This is a genomic window from Streptomyces xanthochromogenes, from assembly GCF_014650455.1.
Lineage (GTDB): Bacteria > Actinomycetota > Actinomycetes > Streptomycetales > Streptomycetaceae > Streptomyces > Streptomyces xanthochromogenes.
This window is the reverse complement of the sequence record NZ_BMUZ01000004.1, coordinates 337059-356252: the sequence shown is the minus strand read 5'-3', so window position 1 is coordinate 356252 and position 19194 is coordinate 337059. Positions and strand designations below refer to the sequence as shown.

20 protein-coding genes and 1 pseudogene are annotated in these 19194 nt (G+C 71.9%); 14 read left to right on the top strand and 7 right to left on the bottom strand.

Annotation, left to right across the window (positions count from 1 at the left end; translation table 11 throughout):
* Positions 1-61: 61 nt before the first annotated feature.
* Positions 62-922, top strand: a complete 861-nt coding sequence (locus IE267_RS12595) for an ANTAR domain-containing protein (RefSeq protein WP_189763243.1) — start codon at positions 62-64, stop codon at positions 920-922.
* A gap of 94 nt (positions 923-1016) precedes the next feature.
* Here the strand turns inward: IE267_RS12595 and IE267_RS12590 are convergent, their stop codons facing one another.
* Positions 1017-1475: an SRPBCC family protein gene (locus IE267_RS12590; RefSeq protein ID WP_161245811.1), complete on the bottom strand. Its 459-nt coding sequence runs from the start codon at positions 1473-1475 to the stop codon at positions 1017-1019.
* Between the two features lie 176 nt (positions 1476-1651).
* On the opposite strand from IE267_RS12590, the gene IE267_RS12585 reads away from it, so the two are divergent.
* The 5 genes from IE267_RS12585 (at position 1652) to IE267_RS12565 (ending at position 6437) form a co-directional block, all read left to right on the top strand.
* A complete protein-coding gene (locus IE267_RS12585) occupies positions 1652-2071 on the top strand; it encodes a phage holin family protein (protein ID WP_189763242.1) in 420 nt (139 codons plus the stop codon).
* A complete protein-coding gene (locus IE267_RS12580) occupies positions 2068-2445 on the top strand; it encodes a DUF3618 domain-containing protein (RefSeq protein ID WP_189763241.1) in 378 nt (125 codons plus the stop codon). Before IE267_RS12585 ends, IE267_RS12580 begins: the two co-directional genes overlap by 4 nt.
* 19 nt (positions 2446-2464) lie before the next feature.
* Positions 2465-2731, top strand: coding sequence for a DUF4235 domain-containing protein (locus IE267_RS12575; protein WP_189763240.1), 267 nt, complete (start codon positions 2465-2467; stop codon positions 2729-2731).
* 121 nt (positions 2732-2852) lie between these two features.
* Positions 2853-4397, top strand: coding sequence for a PLL family lectin (locus IE267_RS12570; RefSeq protein WP_229861062.1), 1545 nt, complete (start codon positions 2853-2855; stop codon positions 4395-4397).
* Positions 4398-4490: 93 nt separating this feature from the next.
* A complete protein-coding gene (locus IE267_RS12565; RefSeq protein ID WP_229861060.1) occupies positions 4491-6437 on the top strand; it encodes a DUF8189 domain-containing protein in 1947 nt (648 codons plus the stop codon).
* Between the two features lie 36 nt (positions 6438-6473).
* Here IE267_RS12565 and IE267_RS12560 read toward each other — a convergent pair whose 3' ends face one another.
* From IE267_RS12560 to IE267_RS12545, 4 genes are all read right to left on the bottom strand, one after another.
* Positions 6474-6695, bottom strand: a complete 222-nt coding sequence (locus tag IE267_RS12560) for a hypothetical protein (RefSeq protein WP_161245814.1) — start codon at positions 6693-6695, stop codon at positions 6474-6476.
* A gap of 72 nt (positions 6696-6767) precedes the next feature.
* Positions 6768-7490 (bottom strand): nucleotidyltransferase domain-containing protein, encoded by a 723-nt coding sequence (locus IE267_RS12555; protein WP_189763239.1) that lies wholly within the window; start codon positions 7488-7490, stop codon positions 6768-6770.
* 84 nt (positions 7491-7574) lie between these two features.
* On the bottom strand, positions 7575-8513 hold the full coding sequence (locus tag IE267_RS12550) for a DUF4232 domain-containing protein (RefSeq protein ID WP_189763238.1): 939 nt from the start codon (positions 8511-8513) through the stop codon (positions 7575-7577).
* A 171-nt stretch (positions 8514-8684) separates the two neighbouring features.
* A complete protein-coding gene (locus IE267_RS12545) occupies positions 8685-9833 on the bottom strand; it encodes a hypothetical protein (protein WP_189763237.1) in 1149 nt (382 codons plus the stop codon).
* Positions 9834-10655: 822 nt separating this feature from the next.
* Here IE267_RS12545 and IE267_RS12540 point away from each other — a divergent pair.
* Positions 10656-11486, top strand: a complete 831-nt coding sequence (locus tag IE267_RS12540; RefSeq protein WP_189763236.1) for an SDR family oxidoreductase — start codon at positions 10656-10658, stop codon at positions 11484-11486.
* Positions 11487-11576: 90 nt separating this feature from the next.
* Positions 11577-12431, top strand: a complete 855-nt coding sequence (locus IE267_RS12535; RefSeq protein ID WP_229861058.1) for a class I SAM-dependent methyltransferase — start codon at positions 11577-11579, stop codon at positions 12429-12431.
* Between the two features lie 44 nt (positions 12432-12475).
* On the opposite strand, the gene def is transcribed toward IE267_RS12535, so the two are convergent.
* The gene (gene def / locus IE267_RS12530; RefSeq protein ID WP_189763235.1) at positions 12476-13147 is read right to left on the bottom strand and encodes a peptide deformylase; all 672 of its coding nucleotides are present in this window, start codon (positions 13145-13147) and stop codon (positions 12476-12478) included.
* A gap of 584 nt (positions 13148-13731) precedes the next feature.
* Here def and IE267_RS12525 point away from each other — a divergent pair.
* On the top strand, positions 13732-14247 hold the full coding sequence (locus tag IE267_RS12525; protein ID WP_189763234.1) for a DUF4232 domain-containing protein: 516 nt from the start codon (positions 13732-13734) through the stop codon (positions 14245-14247).
* A gap of 73 nt (positions 14248-14320) precedes the next feature.
* Here IE267_RS12525 and IE267_RS12520 read toward each other — a convergent pair whose 3' ends face one another.
* Positions 14321-15319: a GlxA family transcriptional regulator gene (locus tag IE267_RS12520; RefSeq protein ID WP_167162004.1), complete on the bottom strand. Its 999-nt coding sequence runs from the start codon at positions 15317-15319 to the stop codon at positions 14321-14323.
* A 52-nt stretch (positions 15320-15371) separates the two neighbouring features.
* Between IE267_RS12520 and IE267_RS12515 the strand changes: the two genes are divergently transcribed.
* The 5 genes and pseudogenes from IE267_RS12515 (at position 15372) to IE267_RS12500 (ending at position 19193) form a co-directional block, all read left to right on the top strand.
* Positions 15372-15794 (top strand): cupin domain-containing protein, encoded by a 423-nt coding sequence (locus IE267_RS12515; RefSeq protein ID WP_373304534.1) that lies wholly within the window; start codon positions 15372-15374, stop codon positions 15792-15794.
* Positions 15795-15982: 188 nt separating this feature from the next.
* Positions 15983-16382: pseudogene (locus IE267_RS39590) on the top strand (lipase family protein).
* 403 nt (positions 16383-16785) lie between these two features.
* Positions 16786-17265 carry a hemerythrin domain-containing protein gene (locus tag IE267_RS12510; protein WP_167162000.1) on the top strand — a complete coding sequence of 160 codons (480 nt, stop codon included), beginning with the start codon at positions 16786-16788 and terminating at the stop codon, positions 17263-17265.
* 297 nt (positions 17266-17562) lie between these two features.
* The gene (locus IE267_RS12505) at positions 17563-17985 is read left to right on the top strand and encodes an acyl-CoA thioesterase (protein WP_189763233.1); all 423 of its coding nucleotides are present in this window, start codon (positions 17563-17565) and stop codon (positions 17983-17985) included.
* 281 nt (positions 17986-18266) lie between these two features.
* Positions 18267-19193 carry a RimK family alpha-L-glutamate ligase gene (locus tag IE267_RS12500; RefSeq protein WP_229861056.1) on the top strand — a complete coding sequence of 309 codons (927 nt, stop codon included), beginning with the start codon at positions 18267-18269 and terminating at the stop codon, positions 19191-19193.
* Position 19194: the final 1 nt, after the last annotated feature.

Below are 19194 nucleotides of genomic sequence, written 5' to 3'. Positions count from 1 at the left end.
CTTCGATACGACAGTTGGGGCACAGCCGGTCCGCGCCGGCGATCATTCGGAAGGACCCTGCATGACGGACAACCCCGCTCCCGACGCCCGGGATGTGGCCGTCCTACGGGAGGAACTCGCGCGGCTGCGCGAGGAAGCCCACCATCTGCGGGCGCAGGTCCGCACCCGGCCGCTGATCTCGCACGCCCAGGGAATCCTGGAGGAGCGCTACCGGCTGCCGGACGCGGAGGCCGCCTTCGCGCTGTTGCGGATCGCCTCGCAACACCACAACGTGAAACTCCGCGTGCTCGCCGAGGCCGTCACCCGGAGCCCAAGACCCGAGGGCCGTGGAACCACCTGGTTTTCCGGCCCCTCGACCCAGCCGCCCCCGTCGCTCGAATCCATCGGCCTCGCCGCCACCGACAACGCCGACCGCGCCACCGTGCTGAGTGGGGTGCTCTCCCAGACGCTGGCCGTCGTCGGCGCGGGCATGGGCAACGTACAGATCGCCGACCCGGCCGCCGAAGGGCTGCGCATCGTGCAGCACACCGGCCTGAACGCGCGGTTCGTCGAGCACTTCGCCGTGGTTTCGGCCGGCACCACCTCGTGCGCCCGAGCGGCCGAGGAAACCGTACTCACCACGGTCCACGACGTGGCCACAGACCCGGCCTTCAGCGAGCCGGACCGCCGGGCCATCCTGCTGGCCGGCAGCCGCGCCTGTCACAGCATCCCGCTCGTGGACGAGGACGGCAGCTGCGTCGGGGTGGTGTCCGCCCACCTCGCCCGCCCCACCGCCGATCTGCACCCCGCCCAGGTCAAGGCGCTGGACACCGTCGGCCACGATGTGGGCCGGTGGCTCGGTTGGCAGGAACGCGGCGTGCTGCGCGAGGCGTTGGAGCACCTCCATGTGCTGGGGCGCCGGAGTCTGGGCGGCGGCTCGTAGCGCGTCGGTCCCGGTACGCCGACCCCCGACGCGCCGCGGTGGGGGCGACGGGAATGCCCGCCGCCCCCACCACACACCGCCTCGCACCTGACCGTCACACCCGGCCGCGCCAGCCGCCGGTCTCCACACCACGGCTCTCGATGTACGTCTTGAACCGCTTCAGGTCCTGCGTGATCTGGCGCTTGACCAGACCGAGCTTGTCGGCGGCGTGCTCGACCGCGCCCTGAGGTTCGTGCTCCAGTTGCAGCATCACCTTGGTGTTCCGGTCGTCCAGGCGGTGGAAGGTCACCACACCGGCCTGGTGGACCTCGCCGTCGACCGTGGTCCAGGCGACCCGCTCGTCCGGAATCTGCTCGACGACCTTCGCGTCGAACTCCCGTGACACACCGTCGACCTTCGTGACCCAGTGGGTGAGCGTCGGCGTGCGTTGCTCGATGCGCTCCACGCCCTGCATGAACAGGGGAAACTCCTCGAACTGGGTCCACTGGTTGTACGCGACGCCGACCGGGACGGCGACCTCGACGGACTCCTCGACCTTTGCGACCTTCGACATGGATGCGGCTCCTTTCGACGTGTTCGTCTGTGGTTCCGGCCGCGTACCCGAGTGATGGATGTGTACACGTCGGCCGCGGGGTGCGGTCCCGGCGCGGCTTGTTGCACGTCGTCCGGGATGGCCTGCGCGCAGCCGGGTACGCGTCGCAGGGCCGAGGAATCAGGAGGCGATACCCCATGACCACCCCACCGTCCCGGCACGGCGCGGACGGCTCGTCCGAGCCGGTGCAGGAACTGGTCCAGCGCGCCTCGCATCAGCTCACCGAGCTGGTACGGGCCGAAATGCGCCTGGCCCAGGCAGAGTTGAAGGAGAAGGGCAAACGGTACGGCAAGGGCGGCGGCCTGTTCGGAGGGGCGGGCCTGACCGGATTCCTGACCCTCCAGGCGCTGGTCATCACGGCCATCTGCGCCCTCGCCGTTCCGCTGCCCGCGTGGAGCGCGGCGCTGATCGTGACCGCCGTACTGGGGCTGATCACCGCGGCCCTGGCACTGAGCGGCAAGAAGGAGGTCACCCGGGGCGGGCCGCCCGCGCCCCGGCAGACCGTCGAGAGCGTCAAGTCGGACGTGGCGGAGATCAAGGAGAGTGCACGGCGATGACCCAGTCACCCCCATCGGGCCCCAACGCCTCCGACCGCGAACAGCTCGGCCACGAGGTGGAGCAGGCCCGCCATGAACTCGGCCGCACCGTCGAGGCGTTGGCCGCCAAGGCCGATGTCAAGGCACGCGCAGCCGACCGGGCGGCCGAGCTCAAGGAACAGGTGGGCACCCGGGTGTCCGACCTGTCCGACGACGTCAGGGCCGCCGCACACGTGGTGCAGGAGAAGCTGCCCGCACCACCCGCACCGGTACGCGACATGGCCGGGCGGGGTGCCCGGTCCGCCCGGGAGCACTCCACACTGCTGTTCGCCGCGGCGGGGGCGGCGGTCGCCGGCTGGCTGCTGCTGCGCCGCCGTGATCGGAGGCGCTCATGAACGCGGATCGGAGGCGGGCATGAACGCGGTGAAGATCGCCTACAAACCGGTGGGCCTCACGCTCGGCATCCTCAGCGGCATACTCGCCGAGCGCCTCTTCCGACGGGCATGGCGGCTGATCGACGACGAGGAGGAAACCCCCGGCGCCACCGATGAGGACCGGAGCTGGCAGGCGGTCCTGCTCGCCGCGGCCCTGCAGGGCGCGATCCTCGCGGGCGTCAGGGCCGCCGTGGACCGCGCGGGCGCCACCGCGACGCGTCGAGTGACGGGCACCTGGCCTGGCTGATGGGCTCGGGGGCGTCCCCCGGGTTCGGGCGGGGCCCATCGAACGGCACCTGGACACCGGTTCCATCCGTATTTCATCGGTCCTCCCTAGCGTCGGTCGCCGACGAACGGGGAGGGTTCCGATGACGCCTTTCAGATCATGGCTCGGCAGACTGCTTCTGCTGCTCATGGCGGGCGTGGTCGCGCTGAGCGTGACCACGCCCGCCGCCGCGAAAGCGGCCGACTCGTCCGACCGAGGGGGCCCGATCACCCGCAGCGAGGTGATCTGGCGGGCCCAGTACTGGGTGGACCAGGCGCCCTCGTACAACCAGGGCGGGTCCTATCCGGGGCCCGGCGGCGACTACAACTACCGTACGGACTGCTCGGGTTACGTCTCCATGGCGTGGCACCTCGACGCCAACCCGAGCACCCAGGGGCTGCCCGGGTTCTCCCGTGAGATCGGCCGGGACGAACTGCGCGCGGGCGACGTGCTCAACTCGTTCTACGACCACGTCCTGATCTTCCACGAGTGGACGGACGACCACGGCGGGTTCTCCTACTACAGCTTCGGCGGCGGCAGCAGCGGTGTCGCGCCGCCCGGGCACCTCTACGCCAACATCAACAACGCCACGCTCGACGGCCACCCCAACGGCGACTACAAGGCGCTGAGATACCTCAACATCATCGACGAGTCGGCGACGCGGCCGCATCCGTACGCGTCGGGCCGCGTGGTGTCGGGGCGTTCCTCGGACGGCCGGTTGGAGAGCTTCGCGGCCGGCGCCGACGGGGTGTACCACGCGTGGCAGACGGCGGTGAACGGCGACTGGTCCACCTGGCGGTTGGAGGGCGGACCGCACAACGCACAGCTGGCGCTGGCCCCGAACGCGGACGGACGGCTGGAGTTGTTCGCGCTCTCGGACAGCACCCTCGACCACATGTGGCAGACGGGCCCGAGCGCGGGCTGGTCGGGCTGGGCGAACTTCGGTACGGGCGGCTACCGACTGGCGGCGGGCAGCAACGCCGACGGTCGCATCGAGGTGTTCGCCTCGAACGCGAACGGGGTGTTCCACCGCTGGCAGTCGGCGCCCAGCGGCGGCTGGGGAGCCTGGGAAGGCGTGGCCGGCGGACCGGCGAATTCACGCCTCGCGATGGAGAACGCGCCCGACGGGCGCCTAGAGGTGTTCGCGCTCTCGGACAGTACGTTCGGGCACCTGTGGCAGACCGCGGTGAACGGCAACTGGTCGGCGTGGGAGGACTTCGGCGGCGGCGGTCACGACTTGGCCGTCAACCACAACACCGACGGCCGGCTGGAGGTCTTCGCCTCCAATGCCAAGGGCGTGTTCCACCGGTGGCAGACCAGCCCGACCGCCTGGTCGGAGTGGGCGGGCACCGGAGGGATCTCCAACGCCGAGCTGACGACGTCCCGTTCGGTCGACGGCCGGGTCGAGGTGTTCGCCATCAACGCCGACACCGCGAGCCACGCCTGGCAGACCGGCCCGAACGCGCCGTATTCGGCGTGGGAGAACTTCGGGACGGGCGGGACCGAGATCGGCGCGGCCAACAACGCCGACGGCCGCATCGAGCTGTTCGGCACCAGCCACGCCGGTGTCTACCACCGGTGGCAGACCGGGTTCTCGACCTGGTCGGCATGGGGCTACCTGAACGACGCCGGCCCCGCGGTCAACTAGCGGTTTCGACGTGGACCCTCCCAGGCCGCCTGCCCGGGCCCGCGGGCCGCGGAAGGTCCACGTCCCGCCCTGTCGAGTGGAAGCGGATGCATCGTGCGTAGTTCCCGAGTGTGGTGGGCCGTGCTCACCCTGGTACTGCTGACGGCGGCGGCCCTGCCCGCCGCGGCCCGCCCGGCGCTCGCCGCGGCGGCGCCCGGGCGGGTGGGGGCGGCACCCTTCGTGCAGATCTACGATCCGAGCGCGGGCGAGGCGAGCCCGTGGTACCTCAACGACCACACCTTCGTACGGGACGACCAGGGCCTCTGGCACCTGTTCGGCATCACGCACGCCGAACCCGCCGACGACCGGGACGAGACCACCTTCGCGCACGCCACCGCGCCGAGCCCGCACGGGCCCTGGACGAAGCGCCCACCCGTCCTGACCGCCGACCCGGCGCTGGGCGAGACCCACCTGTGGGCACCGAATGTCATCAAGGACGGGTCGACGTACTACATGTTCTACGCGGGGGGCGGCGCCGACCCCGCCAACTCCGCGATCAGCATGGCCACTTCGACCGATCTGTACACCTGGACCCGGCACCCGGGCGGCCCCCTGTTCCGTGACGGCTACGAGGCGCGCGACCCCATGGTGGCCAGGGTCGGCGACCAGTGGGTCATGTACTACACCGCGACCGCCGACCCCGGCGGCGGAAACCACGTGGTGGCCCTCCGCACCAGCACGGATCTCGTGCACTGGAGCAGCCGGTCGATCGCGTTCACCGACCCCACGGGCGGACAGGGCGCGGGCAACACCGAGTCCCCGTTCGTGGTGTTCGCGGAGGGCACCTGGCACCTGTTCCTCGGGCCACGCGGCGGCTACACCGGCACCGACGTGTTCTGCGGATCAGACCCGCTGCACTTCTCCCTCGACCAGCTCTGCGGTCATGTGTTCAGCCATGCCGCCGAGGTGGTCAACGCCGAGGGTCGCTGGTGGATCAGCCACGCGGGCTGGGGCCAACGGGGGGTGTGGCTGGCCGGACTCGACTTCACCAAGGGCAGCGGGCAGTACGCGGTCGAGGCGGGCTCGGACCCCGGCGAGCGGGTGGTGATCGTTTCCGGTGCCGACGGGCGGCAGGAGGCGTTCGCGGGTGGTCCTGACCAGGTGTGGGGGCGCTATCAGACCGTACGCAACGGGTCCTGGTCCGACTGGTATCCGTTCGGCGGGCCGAAATCGGCGAGCCTGGCCGTGGCACGCGACTTGGACGGGCGGCTCGAACTGTTCGCGTCCGGCGAGGGCCGGGTGGACCGCCGGGCCCAGACGGCGCCGAACCTTTGGCAGGACTGGGAGAACTTCGGCACGGCCGCCCATGATCTGACCGTGGCGCAGAACGCCGACGGCCGCCTCGAACTCTTCGCGAGCGGGCCCCGGGGCAGCTACCACCGCTGGCAGACCGCGCCGGGCGGCAACTGGGCCGGGTGGGAGGCCTTCGGCGGTCCGGCCGACGCGGTGATCGCCACCGGCCGGGACGCGAGCGGGCGGATCGAGGTTGTCGCGGCCGCAGGCAACACGGTGTTCCGGCGCGGGCAGGCCGTGCCCAGCGGCGGCTGGAACGCCGGGTTCGAGGAGTTCGGCACCGTACCGGGCGTCACTCATCTGGCGCTCGACAGACGGCCGGACGGCGCGCTCGACCTGGTGGCCGGCGGATCGACCGGCCTGTGGCGGAAGGTCCAGGCCGGGCCCTCGGGCGCCTGGTCCGCATGGGCCGCCTTCGGCGGGCCGTCGGACGCGCGGGTCCATGTGGCACGCAACGCCGACGGCCGGATGGAGGTCTTCGCCGCGAGCCGTACGGGCATGGCACACCGCTGGGAGAACGGGTCCGGCTGGTCGGCTTGGGAGACCTTCGGACCCGGCGCGACCGGAACCGGATACGGCACCAACGCCGACGGCCGTACCGAGATCATCGCCGGAAGCCCCACGGGGCCGTTGAGCGGGCGTTACCAACTGGTGCCCAGCGGCAACTGGTCGCCCTGGTCGGCCGTCGGCGGACCGCCCCTTGCCTGAGAGCCGGCGCCCGGGGCCGACGGCGAACACGGCGGGTCAGGCTGCTCCGTACTGGTGAGCCGGGGCGCCCTGCCACTCGATCTCCGGAGAGTCCCCGTCGACCATGGCCTCGGCGTCGGTCTCGTCGATCCCCGACTGCCGGAGGAATTCGATGACGTCCACGTCGGAGTAGGCGACGCCGATGTCCTGGCCGAGCGCGGTGACATGACGGCCACCACGCCCGAGGGGCCGGTGCACGATGATGGGCGGTTCGATCATGCCTCCACCCTGGCTCGCCGACCCTGCCCGCGCATGCCGGGACGAGGGCAGGGGTGCGAAGGGGGAGGGGCGTCAGGGTGTGCGGCCCTGGGGCCCCCGGCGGTAGCCGGCCCAGATCGGTCCACCGGCACGCTGGAGGACGGTGTGCACGGTGGCCTCGAACTCGGCCGCCCCGCCGGGCTGATCGGCGACGGCGGCCGCCGCCGCCCCGGTGAGCCGTCGGTGCAGACCGGGGTCGGCCGCGGCGAGGCGCCGGGAAAGCCATTTGGCGGTGCCCAGCCAGTTTCCGCCGATGAGCAGGGCGAGCTCGGAAGCGCCCTGGAGCAGGGCGGCCACCAAGTACGTGCGCTCCAACGGGTCCGTGCAGCCCCGGAGGTCGTCGAGGGTGTCCGTGAGCGCGTACCGCCGGTCCTCGCACTCGGTGGCGGTCATGGGCGGGGGGCCCGCGGCCAGTCGCTGACGGGACTCCGCCTGGAGCGCGGCGCCGAATCCGTCACGGTCGGCCAGCAGCATGCCGTCCGCGCACATGGCGAGGAGCGGAGACTGCCGCGCGGCCGTCTCCCGATCGGCGAACGCCCGCCAGACGGCCTCGGTCTGGACGAACAGCTCCACCGGCCAGCCGCTGTGGACGAGGCTCTCCCGGAAGGGGGCGGGCGGCCCGTCCAGCAGCACCACGATGTCCAGGTCGGAGGTGGCGGTACGGCGCGCGGTCAGCACGCTCCCGGCCAGAAAGGCGGCCCGAGCCTCGGGAAACCGGCTGAGTACCAGAGCTTCGGCGGTCTTCACATGATCCATGGGCCCAGTGTGCCGCCCGGTGCGGCGGACCTGACGGGCGCCCGTGCCACCCGGGGCGACTCGCGGGCGAATGCCTGGACCCGGCTAGCGCTTCGCCTTCGTCCAGGGCCGGACCCCCAGTTGACCGGTGGTTCCGAGGTCGAGGTGGGGCGTGACGGTCACCGGCGTGGAGCCGGCCTTCGCGCGTACGCGTACGTAGGGGATGTTCGCCGCGGTGCCCGACTGCGTGGTGTTGCGCCAGACCAGGCTCGCCACCGCCGATTCACCGGGCCGCAGGGTGATGGGGCGGGGCTCTTCGTCGGGACCGGCGCCGGTGGTGATCCCGCCGCTGCCGCGGAGGATCGTGATGCCGGTGACGGGGTTGAGGTCGTCGTCGAGGAGTTGCAACTTCGGGTAGCCCTCGATGGCGTAGTCGCGCTTGCCGCAGTTGTCGAGGTGCAGGCCCACGACGCGCAGGCCCATGGCCGCGTCCCCGTCGTCGGCGCTGACCCGGATGCCGGAAGCGGGACACGCGCCCGCCGGGACGGGGGCCTCTCCCGCGGGCACCCTGTTCACTTCGAGGACCTTGGCCCGCGTCACCCGCCCGGCGCCGGGCGCCAGTTGTCCGGGCCGGACCGAGCCCCGGACGGTCTTGCCGGGGCCGACGTCGCGCACGGTCGCCGTCCGGTTGGCCATGGCCCCGCCGTCACTGCTCATGAAGGTGAAGACGATGGAGTACGTCAGGGCCTCGGCGGTGTTGTTCGTGACCTCGAAGGCTGCGACGATCCCCGAGTCCGCGCGTGCCGAAAGGCTGTCGGCCGAGACCGCAGTGCCGCGCGTGGGCGAGGGAGAGTTCGACGGCACGGTCAGCGAGGTGATCCGTACGCCGTCCTTGCCCGGGTCGTCCACCGGCGTACTGGACGACGGCCCGGTCGCGCCGGTGCCACCGCTTCCCGAGCCCGCGTGTTCCGTCCCGCAGGCGGTGATCAGCAGGGTCGCCGTGGCGAGCACGGACACCGGCACGAGTGAGGCTGGTCTTCGCATGCGATCACCTCATCAGGGCGGGCATCGCGGGCATGTGGCGGAGGCCATAATTCCGGTCACGGGACTGTCACAACTGGCCCGTTGGGAGGGGCCGCCGCGGCCCCGGCCATGCCGAAGGGGCCCGGATACCGATGAGGATCCGGGCCCCTTGCGACAGCGGTGGCCGACCGGTCAGGCCTTGTCCGCCGCCCGCTGCTGTGCGGGCTTGCGCAGCAGCACGGTGGCCGCCAGGACGGCGGCGACCACGGCGCAGAGCACGGCGATCGTGGTCGCGCCGGCGAACGTGCTGCCCAGGCTGTTCCTGAGCAGGTGCACGGACTTGAACCCGGCGCCCACGGAATGGACCGCCGCGGTGGCGACGGCGGCGCCGGCGCCGAGCGCCCACGCCCAGACCGTGTCGTACAGGGGGAGCAGGACCGCCAGGGTCAGGCAGATGGCTGCGATGACCATGGACGCGGCCGCGGTCCTGTTTCCGGTGTGTACGGCCATGATGTCGTTCGGCAGGTGGAGCACGCCGATCAGGAGCAGCGCGGCCGCCGCCGGCCAGCGGAGCACCGACCGGAGCGCCGGTGCTCTGGACGCTGCGGTTCCCGCCGTGGCGGCACCCGCTTCGGGAGCCGCCGGGCCGTTCTCGACGGGCCCGCTTTCGACCGGACCGCTTTTCGCCGTGCCGCTCTCCGCAGGCCCGCTTTCGACCGGACCGTGGGCCGGTGTGCTGTGGGCCGTCGCGCTGTCGACCGCCGGCGCGTGCTCGCCCGGGCCGGTGAAGACCGGTCCGCCGTCGCCCTGGTCGCCATTGACCGGGGCGGCGGACGGCGGCATCACGGCTGCGGCCGTCATCGGCATGGGTGCCGGGACCGGGGCCTCGGGCACCGCCGGGGCGGTGTCCGGGACCGGCGGCGCGAGGGCCTCCGGGCCGAAGGGCACGAGAGCCGTCTCCTGAGACGGCGCCGGCTCGTCCCGCGGCGCGTTCGCGTGCGGGTGGCAGTCGGCGATCAGAGCGGCCACGTCTTCGATGGACCGCTCCGCCGCGACTGCCCGAAGAGCCGTGTCCGCCTCGTCGTCCGTGTGCGGGGGTTTCTTGAGCAGGGAGATCAGCTGACGGACTTCGTCCAGGGGGCGAGACACGGCAGCCAGGTGCAGGGCCTCGTCGCCCGGTCGTGGCTGTTCGCCGGTCTGGTTGAGGAGATGCGCCAAGGAGGCCACCTCGTCCAGAGGCCGGGACAGGGCCACTGCGCGGAGCAGAGTGAGCCGGGCCTTGTCGTCCGGACTTGTCGAGTCCTGCTCGTCCGGTATGGGGGGGCTTTGGTCAGATGCCATGGAACGCTTCCTTTGCCGAGGCTCCTATGAAGATCACTGCGGCAGTCACTGTGTGCTGTCTGCTGCACACATCCGGTTTCAGGACAGCGGACATACGCCGCGCCCGCCATTCCGCCGGGGCGACGCGGCGCGGGTCGTGAGCCGTCTTCGACGGCTCGCGCGAGCACCGCCGCGCCCCGGGCCGATCCCCTCCGGCGCAGGGCCGACCTGGGGTTCCCCGCACGCCCGCCGTCCTCCGGCGCCTCGCGCGCCCCGCCCCGGGCGGTGCTCGAGAGCCGTGACCACTGCTCGGCCGAACGGGTGGGGAAGGGCCCGGCGACGACTACCGTGCCGCCAGGTACCCGAACGGCCCCTCGTGCTGCCGCACGGGCACGCGCCGGGATGTGCGTCCGCGCGCCCTGGCGTGCTCCCGCAGGAGGGGTGACGGGGGGCCGGAACCACCGCGACGATGAACTGCCGCCACCAACCAACCGACCGGCCGCGAAACCCGGCGGCCGAGACCCTGCGGGAACGCCCACCGCCGCCACGACACGTGCCCGATCACGCGAGGGCACGCGCCGCGGGCGCAGGACCGGCGCGACGACGATGCGAAACGCTCGTCCATGACGTGATGCCGTGCCTTGGCGCGGCATCACCTCACCACGTCACCGCGTTACCGGGGCGGACAACGGCGCTGCGCCGTCCGTCCCCCACCCGGCCGGGCCCCGCCGTCCCACGCCGCCGCGCGCCGCCGACGCGAGGGCCCACCACGCCCGCCGGGCGCCGCACGGCCGACGTGGGCACCACGGTCGGCAGGAGCAACTCACATGTCACGGGGGAACGATGGGACGACGCTGGCTGATCACGGGATGTTCCTCGGGTCTGGGGCGGGCCCTGGCCGGCGCCGCGGCCGCGGCCGGGGACGAACTGGTCGTCACGGCGCGCAAGACCGCCGACCTGGAAGAGCTGGCCGCCGCCTGGCCGGGCCGCATCGTTCCGGTGCCGCTTGAGCTGCGCGACGCGGTGTCCTGCGACGAGGCCGTCCGCACCGCCGTCGACCGTCTCGGCGGCGTCGACGTCCTGGTGAACAACGCCGCCGTCGGGCTCTTCGGCGCGGTCGAGGAAGTCTCGGACGCCGAGCTGCGCGACCAGTTGGAGACCCTCCTCGTAGGCCCCTGGCGGCTCACTCGGAGCGTCCTGCCGCTGATGCGGGCCCAAGGGCACGGCCACATCCTCAACATCTCCTCCGTGGTCGGCCGCATGGCCCTGCCGGGCCTCGGCGCCTATGTAGCCGGGAAGCACGCGCTCGAAGGGATGAGCCAGGCCCTGGCCATCGAGGCCGCGCCGCACAACATCCGCGTCACCGTCCTGGAACCGGGCATGTTCGCCACGCGGTACGGCGCGTCCCTGACCGAGGCGCACCGCCGCATCCCCGCATACGACGGGACCAACCTCGAGATGCTCCAGGGCACCCGCGGCCTCGTGGACAACCCGGAGACCGGGCGCCCCGAGGACTTCGCGGCGCGCGTCCTCGACATCGTCGCCGCCGAGGCCCCGACGCCCCTGCGCATACCGATAGGCGACGACGCGTTCGGCTATCTGGAAGCGGACGAACAGGCGTCCCGTGAGGAGCTCGCCGCAGCCCGGATCATCGTGCGAGGCCCAGGAGTCTGAGCCGATAGCCTTGCCCCGTCGGCGAGTTGAGCGCCGGCGCCGCGCTCGGCCGAGCGGCCCGGCGGGCTTCACAGGACGGAGGAAGGGCGCATGGCGCAAGGTCCCGGGGCGGGGCGGCCCGCGATGCCCGCGATGTTCCCCGCGGTGCAAGAGGCGTACGGCCCGGCCGATCTCGGGTCGGAGCCGTTGTTCGGCGGAGGCTTCATCAACTTCGGCCACTGGCAGGGCGCCGACCTGGGCCGGCCTCTGACCGAGGCCGACCGGGTCAGGAGCCAGCAGGAGATGTACCGCCATGCGCTGGCCACGCTGGAGCCCACCCAGGGGCTGCGCGCCGTCGAAGTGGGCTGTGGGCTCGGCGCCGGCGCCGCGGTGGCACTGGAGGAGTACGGCTTCGCGCACATCACCGGAATGGACATCCATCCCGAACAGCTCGCCCGCGCCGAACAGCGCAACGCCCTTCTGCTGAGCGGTAGTTCGGAGCGGCTGCGGTTCGCGCACGGAGCCGCCGAGTCCATGCCGTTCGACGACGGCTCGTTCGACTGCCTCTACAGCATCGAAGCCGCCCAGCACTTCCGTGACGTCGGCGCGTTCGCCCGGGAAGCGGCACGGGTGCTGCGGCCCGGCGGACGCGTCGTCGTCGCGAGCTTCTTCGTGCCCGACGCCGATCCGGCCCGGCCCGGCCGGCTGGCCGAGCTCTTGGACACCTTCGCCACCGGCCTCGATGTCGCCCACAGCGTGCCGGAACTGGTCGGAAGCATGCGGGACGCCGGCCTCACCTCGGTGCGTGCCACTTCGATCGGGGCGTCGGTGTGGCCGGGCTGGGACCGCTGGCTGTCCGCCCTGTGGGAGCCCGGCACCTGGCCCCGCAACTTCCTGCGGGCCTTCGACGAGGGCAGCCTCGACTACTTCACGGTCACCGCACGACGCCCTGCCCGCCAGTCCTGACCCAAGCGCCGGACTTCGGGCGGCGTGCGGGGCGACGAGGCGACCTACCGCTCCGTCGATACGGCTCCCAGGGCTGCGGCGCGCTCGGCGCGACGGGCGAAGACGGACTCCTTGACGTCGTCCATCTCCCGCAGGACAGCACGCCGCTGACGCTTCGTCAGCCGGTCGACGTAGAGCAGCCCGTTGAGGTGGTCGGTCTCGTGCAGGAGACAGCGCGCGAAGTAGCCGGTGCCCTCGATCACCACGTCCTTCCCGTCCTTGTCCAGGCCGCGCACCACGGCCCGCTCCGCGCGGTGCACATCGTGGGTGGGGCCGGGTACGGACAGACATCCCTCGCCCGCGTCCAGCAGGCGGCGTTCCTCCGGGGCCGCCGGATCGACGACCGGATTGAGCACATGGCCGACGTGGCGCACATCGTCGTCGTCGTAGCAGTCGTACACGAACAGGCGCAGATCCACGTCGACTTGATTGGCCGCCAGGCCCGCGCCCTCGGCGACGTACATGGTGAGGAACATGTCGTCGATCAGCTGGGAGAGCCACGGTGTGCCGAACTCCGCGGCGGCCGGCGTGCAGGGTCGGTGCAGGATGTCCTCGCCGGCCACGGTGACCCGCAGCACCTGCCCGCGCGCCGACTCGGGAGCCCGTACCGGATAGTCCCCCTCGACCGGAATGCCCTGAACTCGGACCCGGTGGTCGGTGACAGGCCTTGTTGTCATGATTGCGGTTGCCCTTCGAAGTAGGTGGTGCCGGGGTGGCGGGCGGCGCGGGGGGCCAGGTGCTGGTCGCCGGCGCCGAGCCGAAGCCGATCGCCGACCGGGCCACCCGTTGCCTCCCGACCGGTCGGCCGGGGCCGGCTGCCCCCGGCGTGAGGACGTCTCCGTCCCCCAAGTCCCGGGCGGGCAGGGCCGGAAGTGTGTGGCTGTGGCGATACCACGTACGACGGCAGGCCCCTGACCCGGCCCGTCGACCGAACGGGTACGGGCGTGCCCGGGCACCCTGTCGACTGCCCGGCCATCGTACGACCCGAGGCGCCGTCGCCCGGCATGCGGTGCGGGACGGGAGTGCGGTACGTACGAGGGCACGGATCGAGCGGTCAACTCGGTTGCCCTGGCGTGCCGTTGTTCGCGGATGGGGCGCGTGCGCACCGATGGGCGGAAGCAGGCGTTCTCCGGGAACGTGTGTTTGGCATAGTTGTAACGCATTTATGACATTGGCGCGGGCAGCTGCTGGGGAGGGATGCAGTCGACCAATGTTCCGGCGGTGCCCTACGGGGGCCGCCATCAGGATCGGAGTTTGCGTGATGCGTATCGCCCCGAAGATCGCCGCCACCGCCGTCGTCGCCGTACTGGTGGGAGCGGTGGGCGGGGGAGTGGCCCAGGCGTCGCCGACGGTCTCACCGGCCGGGCACGGAGCTCCCTCCGCGTGCCGCCCGGCGAACCACATCGCGAAGATCAAGCCCGCCCCCGCCTCGTCCGGGCACCGTCATTACCGGGTCACCCTGACCGCGGCCCGGGGATACGGCGACTGTGCGCTGGCGGGCTCGCCGACCGAGGTGCGGTTCTCCCACCACGGTTCGCCGAGCCGGGTCTCCGCCGGGCACTACGGCTCGCAGAGCCAGGCGGTGAAGTTCGGCCCGGGCCACCCGGTCCACTTCGACATCCAGGTGCCCAATGGCGGAGCCGGTGCCGCGGCCGACGAGGCCTCCTTCAGCCTCCGGACGCCCGGAGGCGGCGTGATTCCGGGCAGGTCGACGGCCGATGGGCAGCTCAGGGTTGCTCCCGGCACGGTCATCGGGCCGGTGCAGCCCGGAGCCTGATGGACCGTCATGAGACGGAGTGATGGGAAAGGCCGACGTGCCGGAAGGCCGACGTGCCGGCAGTCACCCCGTCTCAAGCCGTCAAACCCCCCTGGCCGAACCGGCGTTTGTATGCCGACGGGGTGATCCCGGTCTCGCGTCGCATCAACGCCCGCAAGTTGGCGGCGGTGCCGAGCCCGCTGCGGCGCGCGACCACCTCGAAACGGGATTCACCCCGCTCGATCAACCGGCAGGCCAGGGACAGACGTTCCCCTGTGAGCCACGCCAGCGGCGTCGTTCCCAGCTGGGTCCGGAACCGGCGGTGCAGCGTCGCCGGGCTGACCGACGCGCGTACCGCGAGGTCCCGCACGGTGAGCGGTGAGTCCAGTCGTTCCTGGGCCCAGGCGAGGACGGGTGCCAGGGACTCGTCGGGCAGGTCGGGCATGGGCCGCTCCACGAACTGCCGCTGCCCGCCGTCCCGGTGTGCGGCGAAGACCAGACGCCGGCTCACGGAGTTGGCGATCTCCGCGCCGTGGTCACGCCGGACGACATGCAGCCCGAGGTCAAGCGCGGCCGCACTTCCCGCGGCGGTGAGGATGTCGCCGTCGTCCACGAACAACACGTCCGCTTCGAGGCGGACGGAGGGGAAGCGGGCGCGGAAGGCGTCCGCCCATTGCCAGTGTGCGGTGGCCCGGCGCCCGTCGAGGACCCCGGCCTCGGCCAGCGTGAAGGCGCCGCTGCAGAAGCCGACCAGGCGAGCCCCCCGCGCGTGCGCCCGGCGGACGGCGTCGAGTACGTCGGGGCGCCGGGGCACCTCCACGTCGGGGCGGTTCGGGACGATCAAGGTGTCGGCCGTATCGGCCGCCTCAAGACCGGCGGCTCCCATGAGGGTGAAGAACCCGTCACGCATCAGGGTCCGCGGCTCGGGCGAGCAGAGCCGGAAGTCGTACAGTTCCCGGCCGATCTCCGGTCTGCGCAGGCCGAACACCTCGGTGGCGCAGCCGAGTTCGAAGGGGTTCGAGTTCTCGTCGACGATCACCACGACCCGGTGGAGGCCCGACGTGCCGGATGCCTGCGAGGATTCTTGCGTCATATGCGATTCCTAGCACTCCCTTCGACCGCCCGCAGTGGCCGAGGATGAACCCATGACCCCTACGAACCCCGCGCAGCCCCTGCCCACCGCCCCCATCTCCCTCCGCACGGCCCTGGCCTCCTTCAGCGCACTCTGGAGCCCCCGCATCGTCACGCACGTGAACGATTACGACGTCCGCGTCGCCAAGGTCGAGGGCGAACACATCTGGCACGTCCACGACGACACCGACGAGTTCTTCCTGGTGCTCGAAGGGGAGCTGTACATCGCGCTCCGCGGGCCGGACGACGAGCGAACGGTCCTGCTTCCGCAGGGGTCGGTGTTCACCGTCCCCCGAGGCACCGAACACAAGCCGTACGCGCCGTCCGGTGCCGCGATCCTGATGTTCGAGCCCACCGGGACGCCGACCGTGGGCGATCGGCACGACGGCATCCCGGACCACGTGGACGCGACGACCGGGCACACACTGGACCTCTGAGCCGACGGGCGGGCACGGCTCGGGCCACGGCCCCGCCGGGCCCACGCGTGGGGGCCCGCGGGCACTGACGGAGTGGTCGATGCGCAACGGCGCGCTCGGTGGTAGGCGGTGGGCGGTGCCGGAGGGTGGCAGCTTCCGGGCCGGGGTTAGGGTCGATGGTTGGACGGCGATCCCAGGAGGCGGCGGTTTTGACGGCAGTGGTGCTGGTTCACGGTCTGTACCACCGTCCCGAACACTTCGCCCCGGTGACAGAGCGCCTGCGGGCCGCGGGAGTCGACGTCGTGGTTCCCGAGTTGCACCGGGGCTCGCTGACTGCCGACACCCTCGCCGTCCAGGCCGCGACACAGTTGGAAGAGCACCCCGTCCACCTATGTGGTCTGCGCGCGGGACAGGGCCATCGACCCGGAGCTGCAGCGCAGTATGGCCGCACGCTGTTCCGATGTGCGTGAGTGGCGGACCGGGCACTCGCCATTCGTCGGGCGGTCCCAGTTCGTCGTCGAGCTGTTGGGGGAACTGCTCGCCACCGGGGCTGCCGACGAGCGGGATGACGAAGCTCCGGCCTCGCCCGGTGGTCGCGGTCGGGCGTAGGGGCGCGGGTCGGTCCGGTCCGTGTCGTGTACCGGGGCGGATGAGCCCGCACGGATGTATACGCGGCCGCCCCATCGGATGTCCCCAGCCCCGGCCGCGCCGCGGCCAAGCCTTCGGGCGCCATGCCATGGCCCCAACTCGCCTGTCATCAGAAGGGGTTGATGTACGCGGGGTGGTGGCCCGGGCGTACGGGAGTGCGCGGCTCGGTCGGCGGGCGTCGGCATGCCGTCCGGCTCGGCCTCGGGAGCCGCACCGGAGGGTCCCCGCATTCCGTTCGGGCCTGTCTCGCGATCACGTTGCGTATCGCCCGGGCGGCGGAAAGCCACTGCCCACGGGAGGGTGCATGATCGCCGGGGCTGCCGGGTATGTCACGGAAGTGAATCCTGTGCCCCAAGGAGCCGCCATGTCCACCGACGCGATCGTGATGCTCAGGGAAGGCCACAAGGAGCTGAGGCGCTTGATCCGCTCCTACGGTGCCGATCGGAATCCCGGCGTGGTCGACCAGTTCCTGCGCGTACTGACCGTGTACACGTACATGGAGCGGGAGGGTCTGTATCCGCGGGTGTCCGCCCTCGCTCCGGAGAACGAGTTGACGATCATGGAGTTCCGGGAGGAACACCACATGGCCGAGGTGCTGGCCGGCGAACTTCAGGACATGCCGACGGATGGCATCGCGTACGCCGTCAAGGCCCGCTTCCTGATGGACGTCGTCGAGCGCCACATGGATTCCGAGGAGCAGGTGTGGTTCCCGCGGGTACGGGCCACCGTCGGGCGCAAGGAGCTGCAGGAGATCGGTGCCTGGATGGCCCGGCTCGCCGAGCGGGCCCCGAGGCGACCGCCGCGCCGCACGGCACAGGACGCCTGGGACGCGGTGGCGGCGTAGCGGTCCTGGCCCCGGCGAGCCGCGGGGCAAGGCGGTGGGTGTTCTGTCGCTCGGCGGCGGGCCCGTGACCGGTCCGTGGAGCCTGGTTCCGCGGAGCCTCGGTCCGCGTGCCACGGCGAAGCCCCTGACGGGCCCTTCTCCACCGCCAGTCGGGCTCCCCGCCGAGATGAGGGCGGCCGTTCCGCTGATCGACAGAGGCGGTCAACCGCTCAACAACCGTGCCCGTTCATGGTGGAGTACGGAGCGGGCGGGCCCCGTCGGGCCGACCGGAGCGGATGTCGCAGGGGAGAGATCAGCATGGAGCCGTTCACCGTACGCATCGTCGTGCGCGGGTACGAGACCGACTCGCAGGGGCATTTGAACCAGAGCGTGTATCTCCAGTACGCGGAGCACGGGCGCTGGTGCGCCTTGGAGCACGGGGGAATCCGGCAGAGCGATCTGCTGGCCAAGGGGATCGGTCCGGTCACCATGGAGAACACCATCCGCTATCGGCGCGAGCTGCGCGCCGGTGACGAGGTGGACGTGAGCTGTGCGTTCAAGTGGAGCGACGGCAAGTCCTTCCGCATCGAGCAGACCATCCGGCGCGTCGACGACGGGACGCCGGCGGCCGAGGTCACCGCCGTCTGCGGAATCCTCGACCTCGCCGAGCGCAAGCTGGTCCCCGACCCGCGCGCTGTCTTCCACGCCCTGGCCACGGACAAGGCGGTGTTCGGGCTCTAGCGGCTCCGCCCTCCGCCGGCGCCTCCGTGACGCGTGGTCCACCCGCTCCGCAGCCTGCCCCTGGCCCGCCCGGAACCTCGGCCCGGGGACCGTGTACCCTGCCGCGGCCGATGGGGCGGTCGGGTGGCCGACGGGGGCCGATCGAGTGGTGGGGCGGCCGTGGGGCCGTGCCGTCGACGGTCATGTGGGGAGAGGTCGTGGGGGCTCGGGCGCGAGTCCGTGGGCCGCGACCGAGGGGAAAACGTGTGTCTGTGTCAGAGGGCGGGGGAGACCGCGAGTGCTTGGCGACACTTGCCGCGGACGTCTGGTTGGTGCTCGGGGCGGGACTGCGCGAGCGAAAGCTGACGGGTCGTCTCATCGACACCTTCGCCGAGGAGTTCGGGGAACGCTTCGCGGTGGTGGGCACCGATGAGCTCCTCCTGGGCGTACGGGACGGCCGGTTGACCCTGCACGACCTCGACGGGTGCGAGGTGGCCGCCCCGACGACGGCGTACGGCAGGGTGTGGACGCCGGTGGCGAGCACGGACCGCGAGATCACACTGCTGCGCCACCTGGAGGCCATGGGAACGGCCCTGTTGAACCCGGTCGACGCGGTCCTCGCGTGTCTGAACAAGTTCTGGCACCTGCAGCAGCTCGCGGTCGCGGGGCTCCCGGTGCCCGATACGCTCTCCTACGCGGACGCTCCGCTGGGGGAGGCGATCGGTGCGGGAGTGCCACAGCCGTGCGTGGTGAAGGCGGTGCGAGGGCACCGCGGCGAGCAGGTGTTCCTCGCACCGGACGCGGCCATGCTCCAGGGCATCCACGGGAGCCTCGCCCAGGACGCCCCGTACCTGTTCCAGGAGTACGTCGCCCACTCCCACGGGCGGGACCTGCGCGTGGTGGTGGTCGACGGGCGTGCGGTGGCCTCGCAGGTGCGCACCGCCGCCCATGGCGACTTCCGCTCGAACCTGGCGGTGGGCGGGACGGCCACCTTGTGCACCGGGTCCCATCCGCAGGGCGAGGCACTCGCGGTGCGGGCCGCCGCGGTGCTGGGGCTCGGTGTCGCCGGCGTCGATCTCCTCTTCACGCCGGACGGCGGCTTCACCATCTGCGAGGTCAACGCCAACGTCGGCTGGCGCGAGCAGATGACGGACGTCACCCCGGCCGTGGTGGCCGCTCTCCGCAGCCGACTCGCCGCCAAAGGCCGGTCCGTACCGGCCGCTCGGTGAT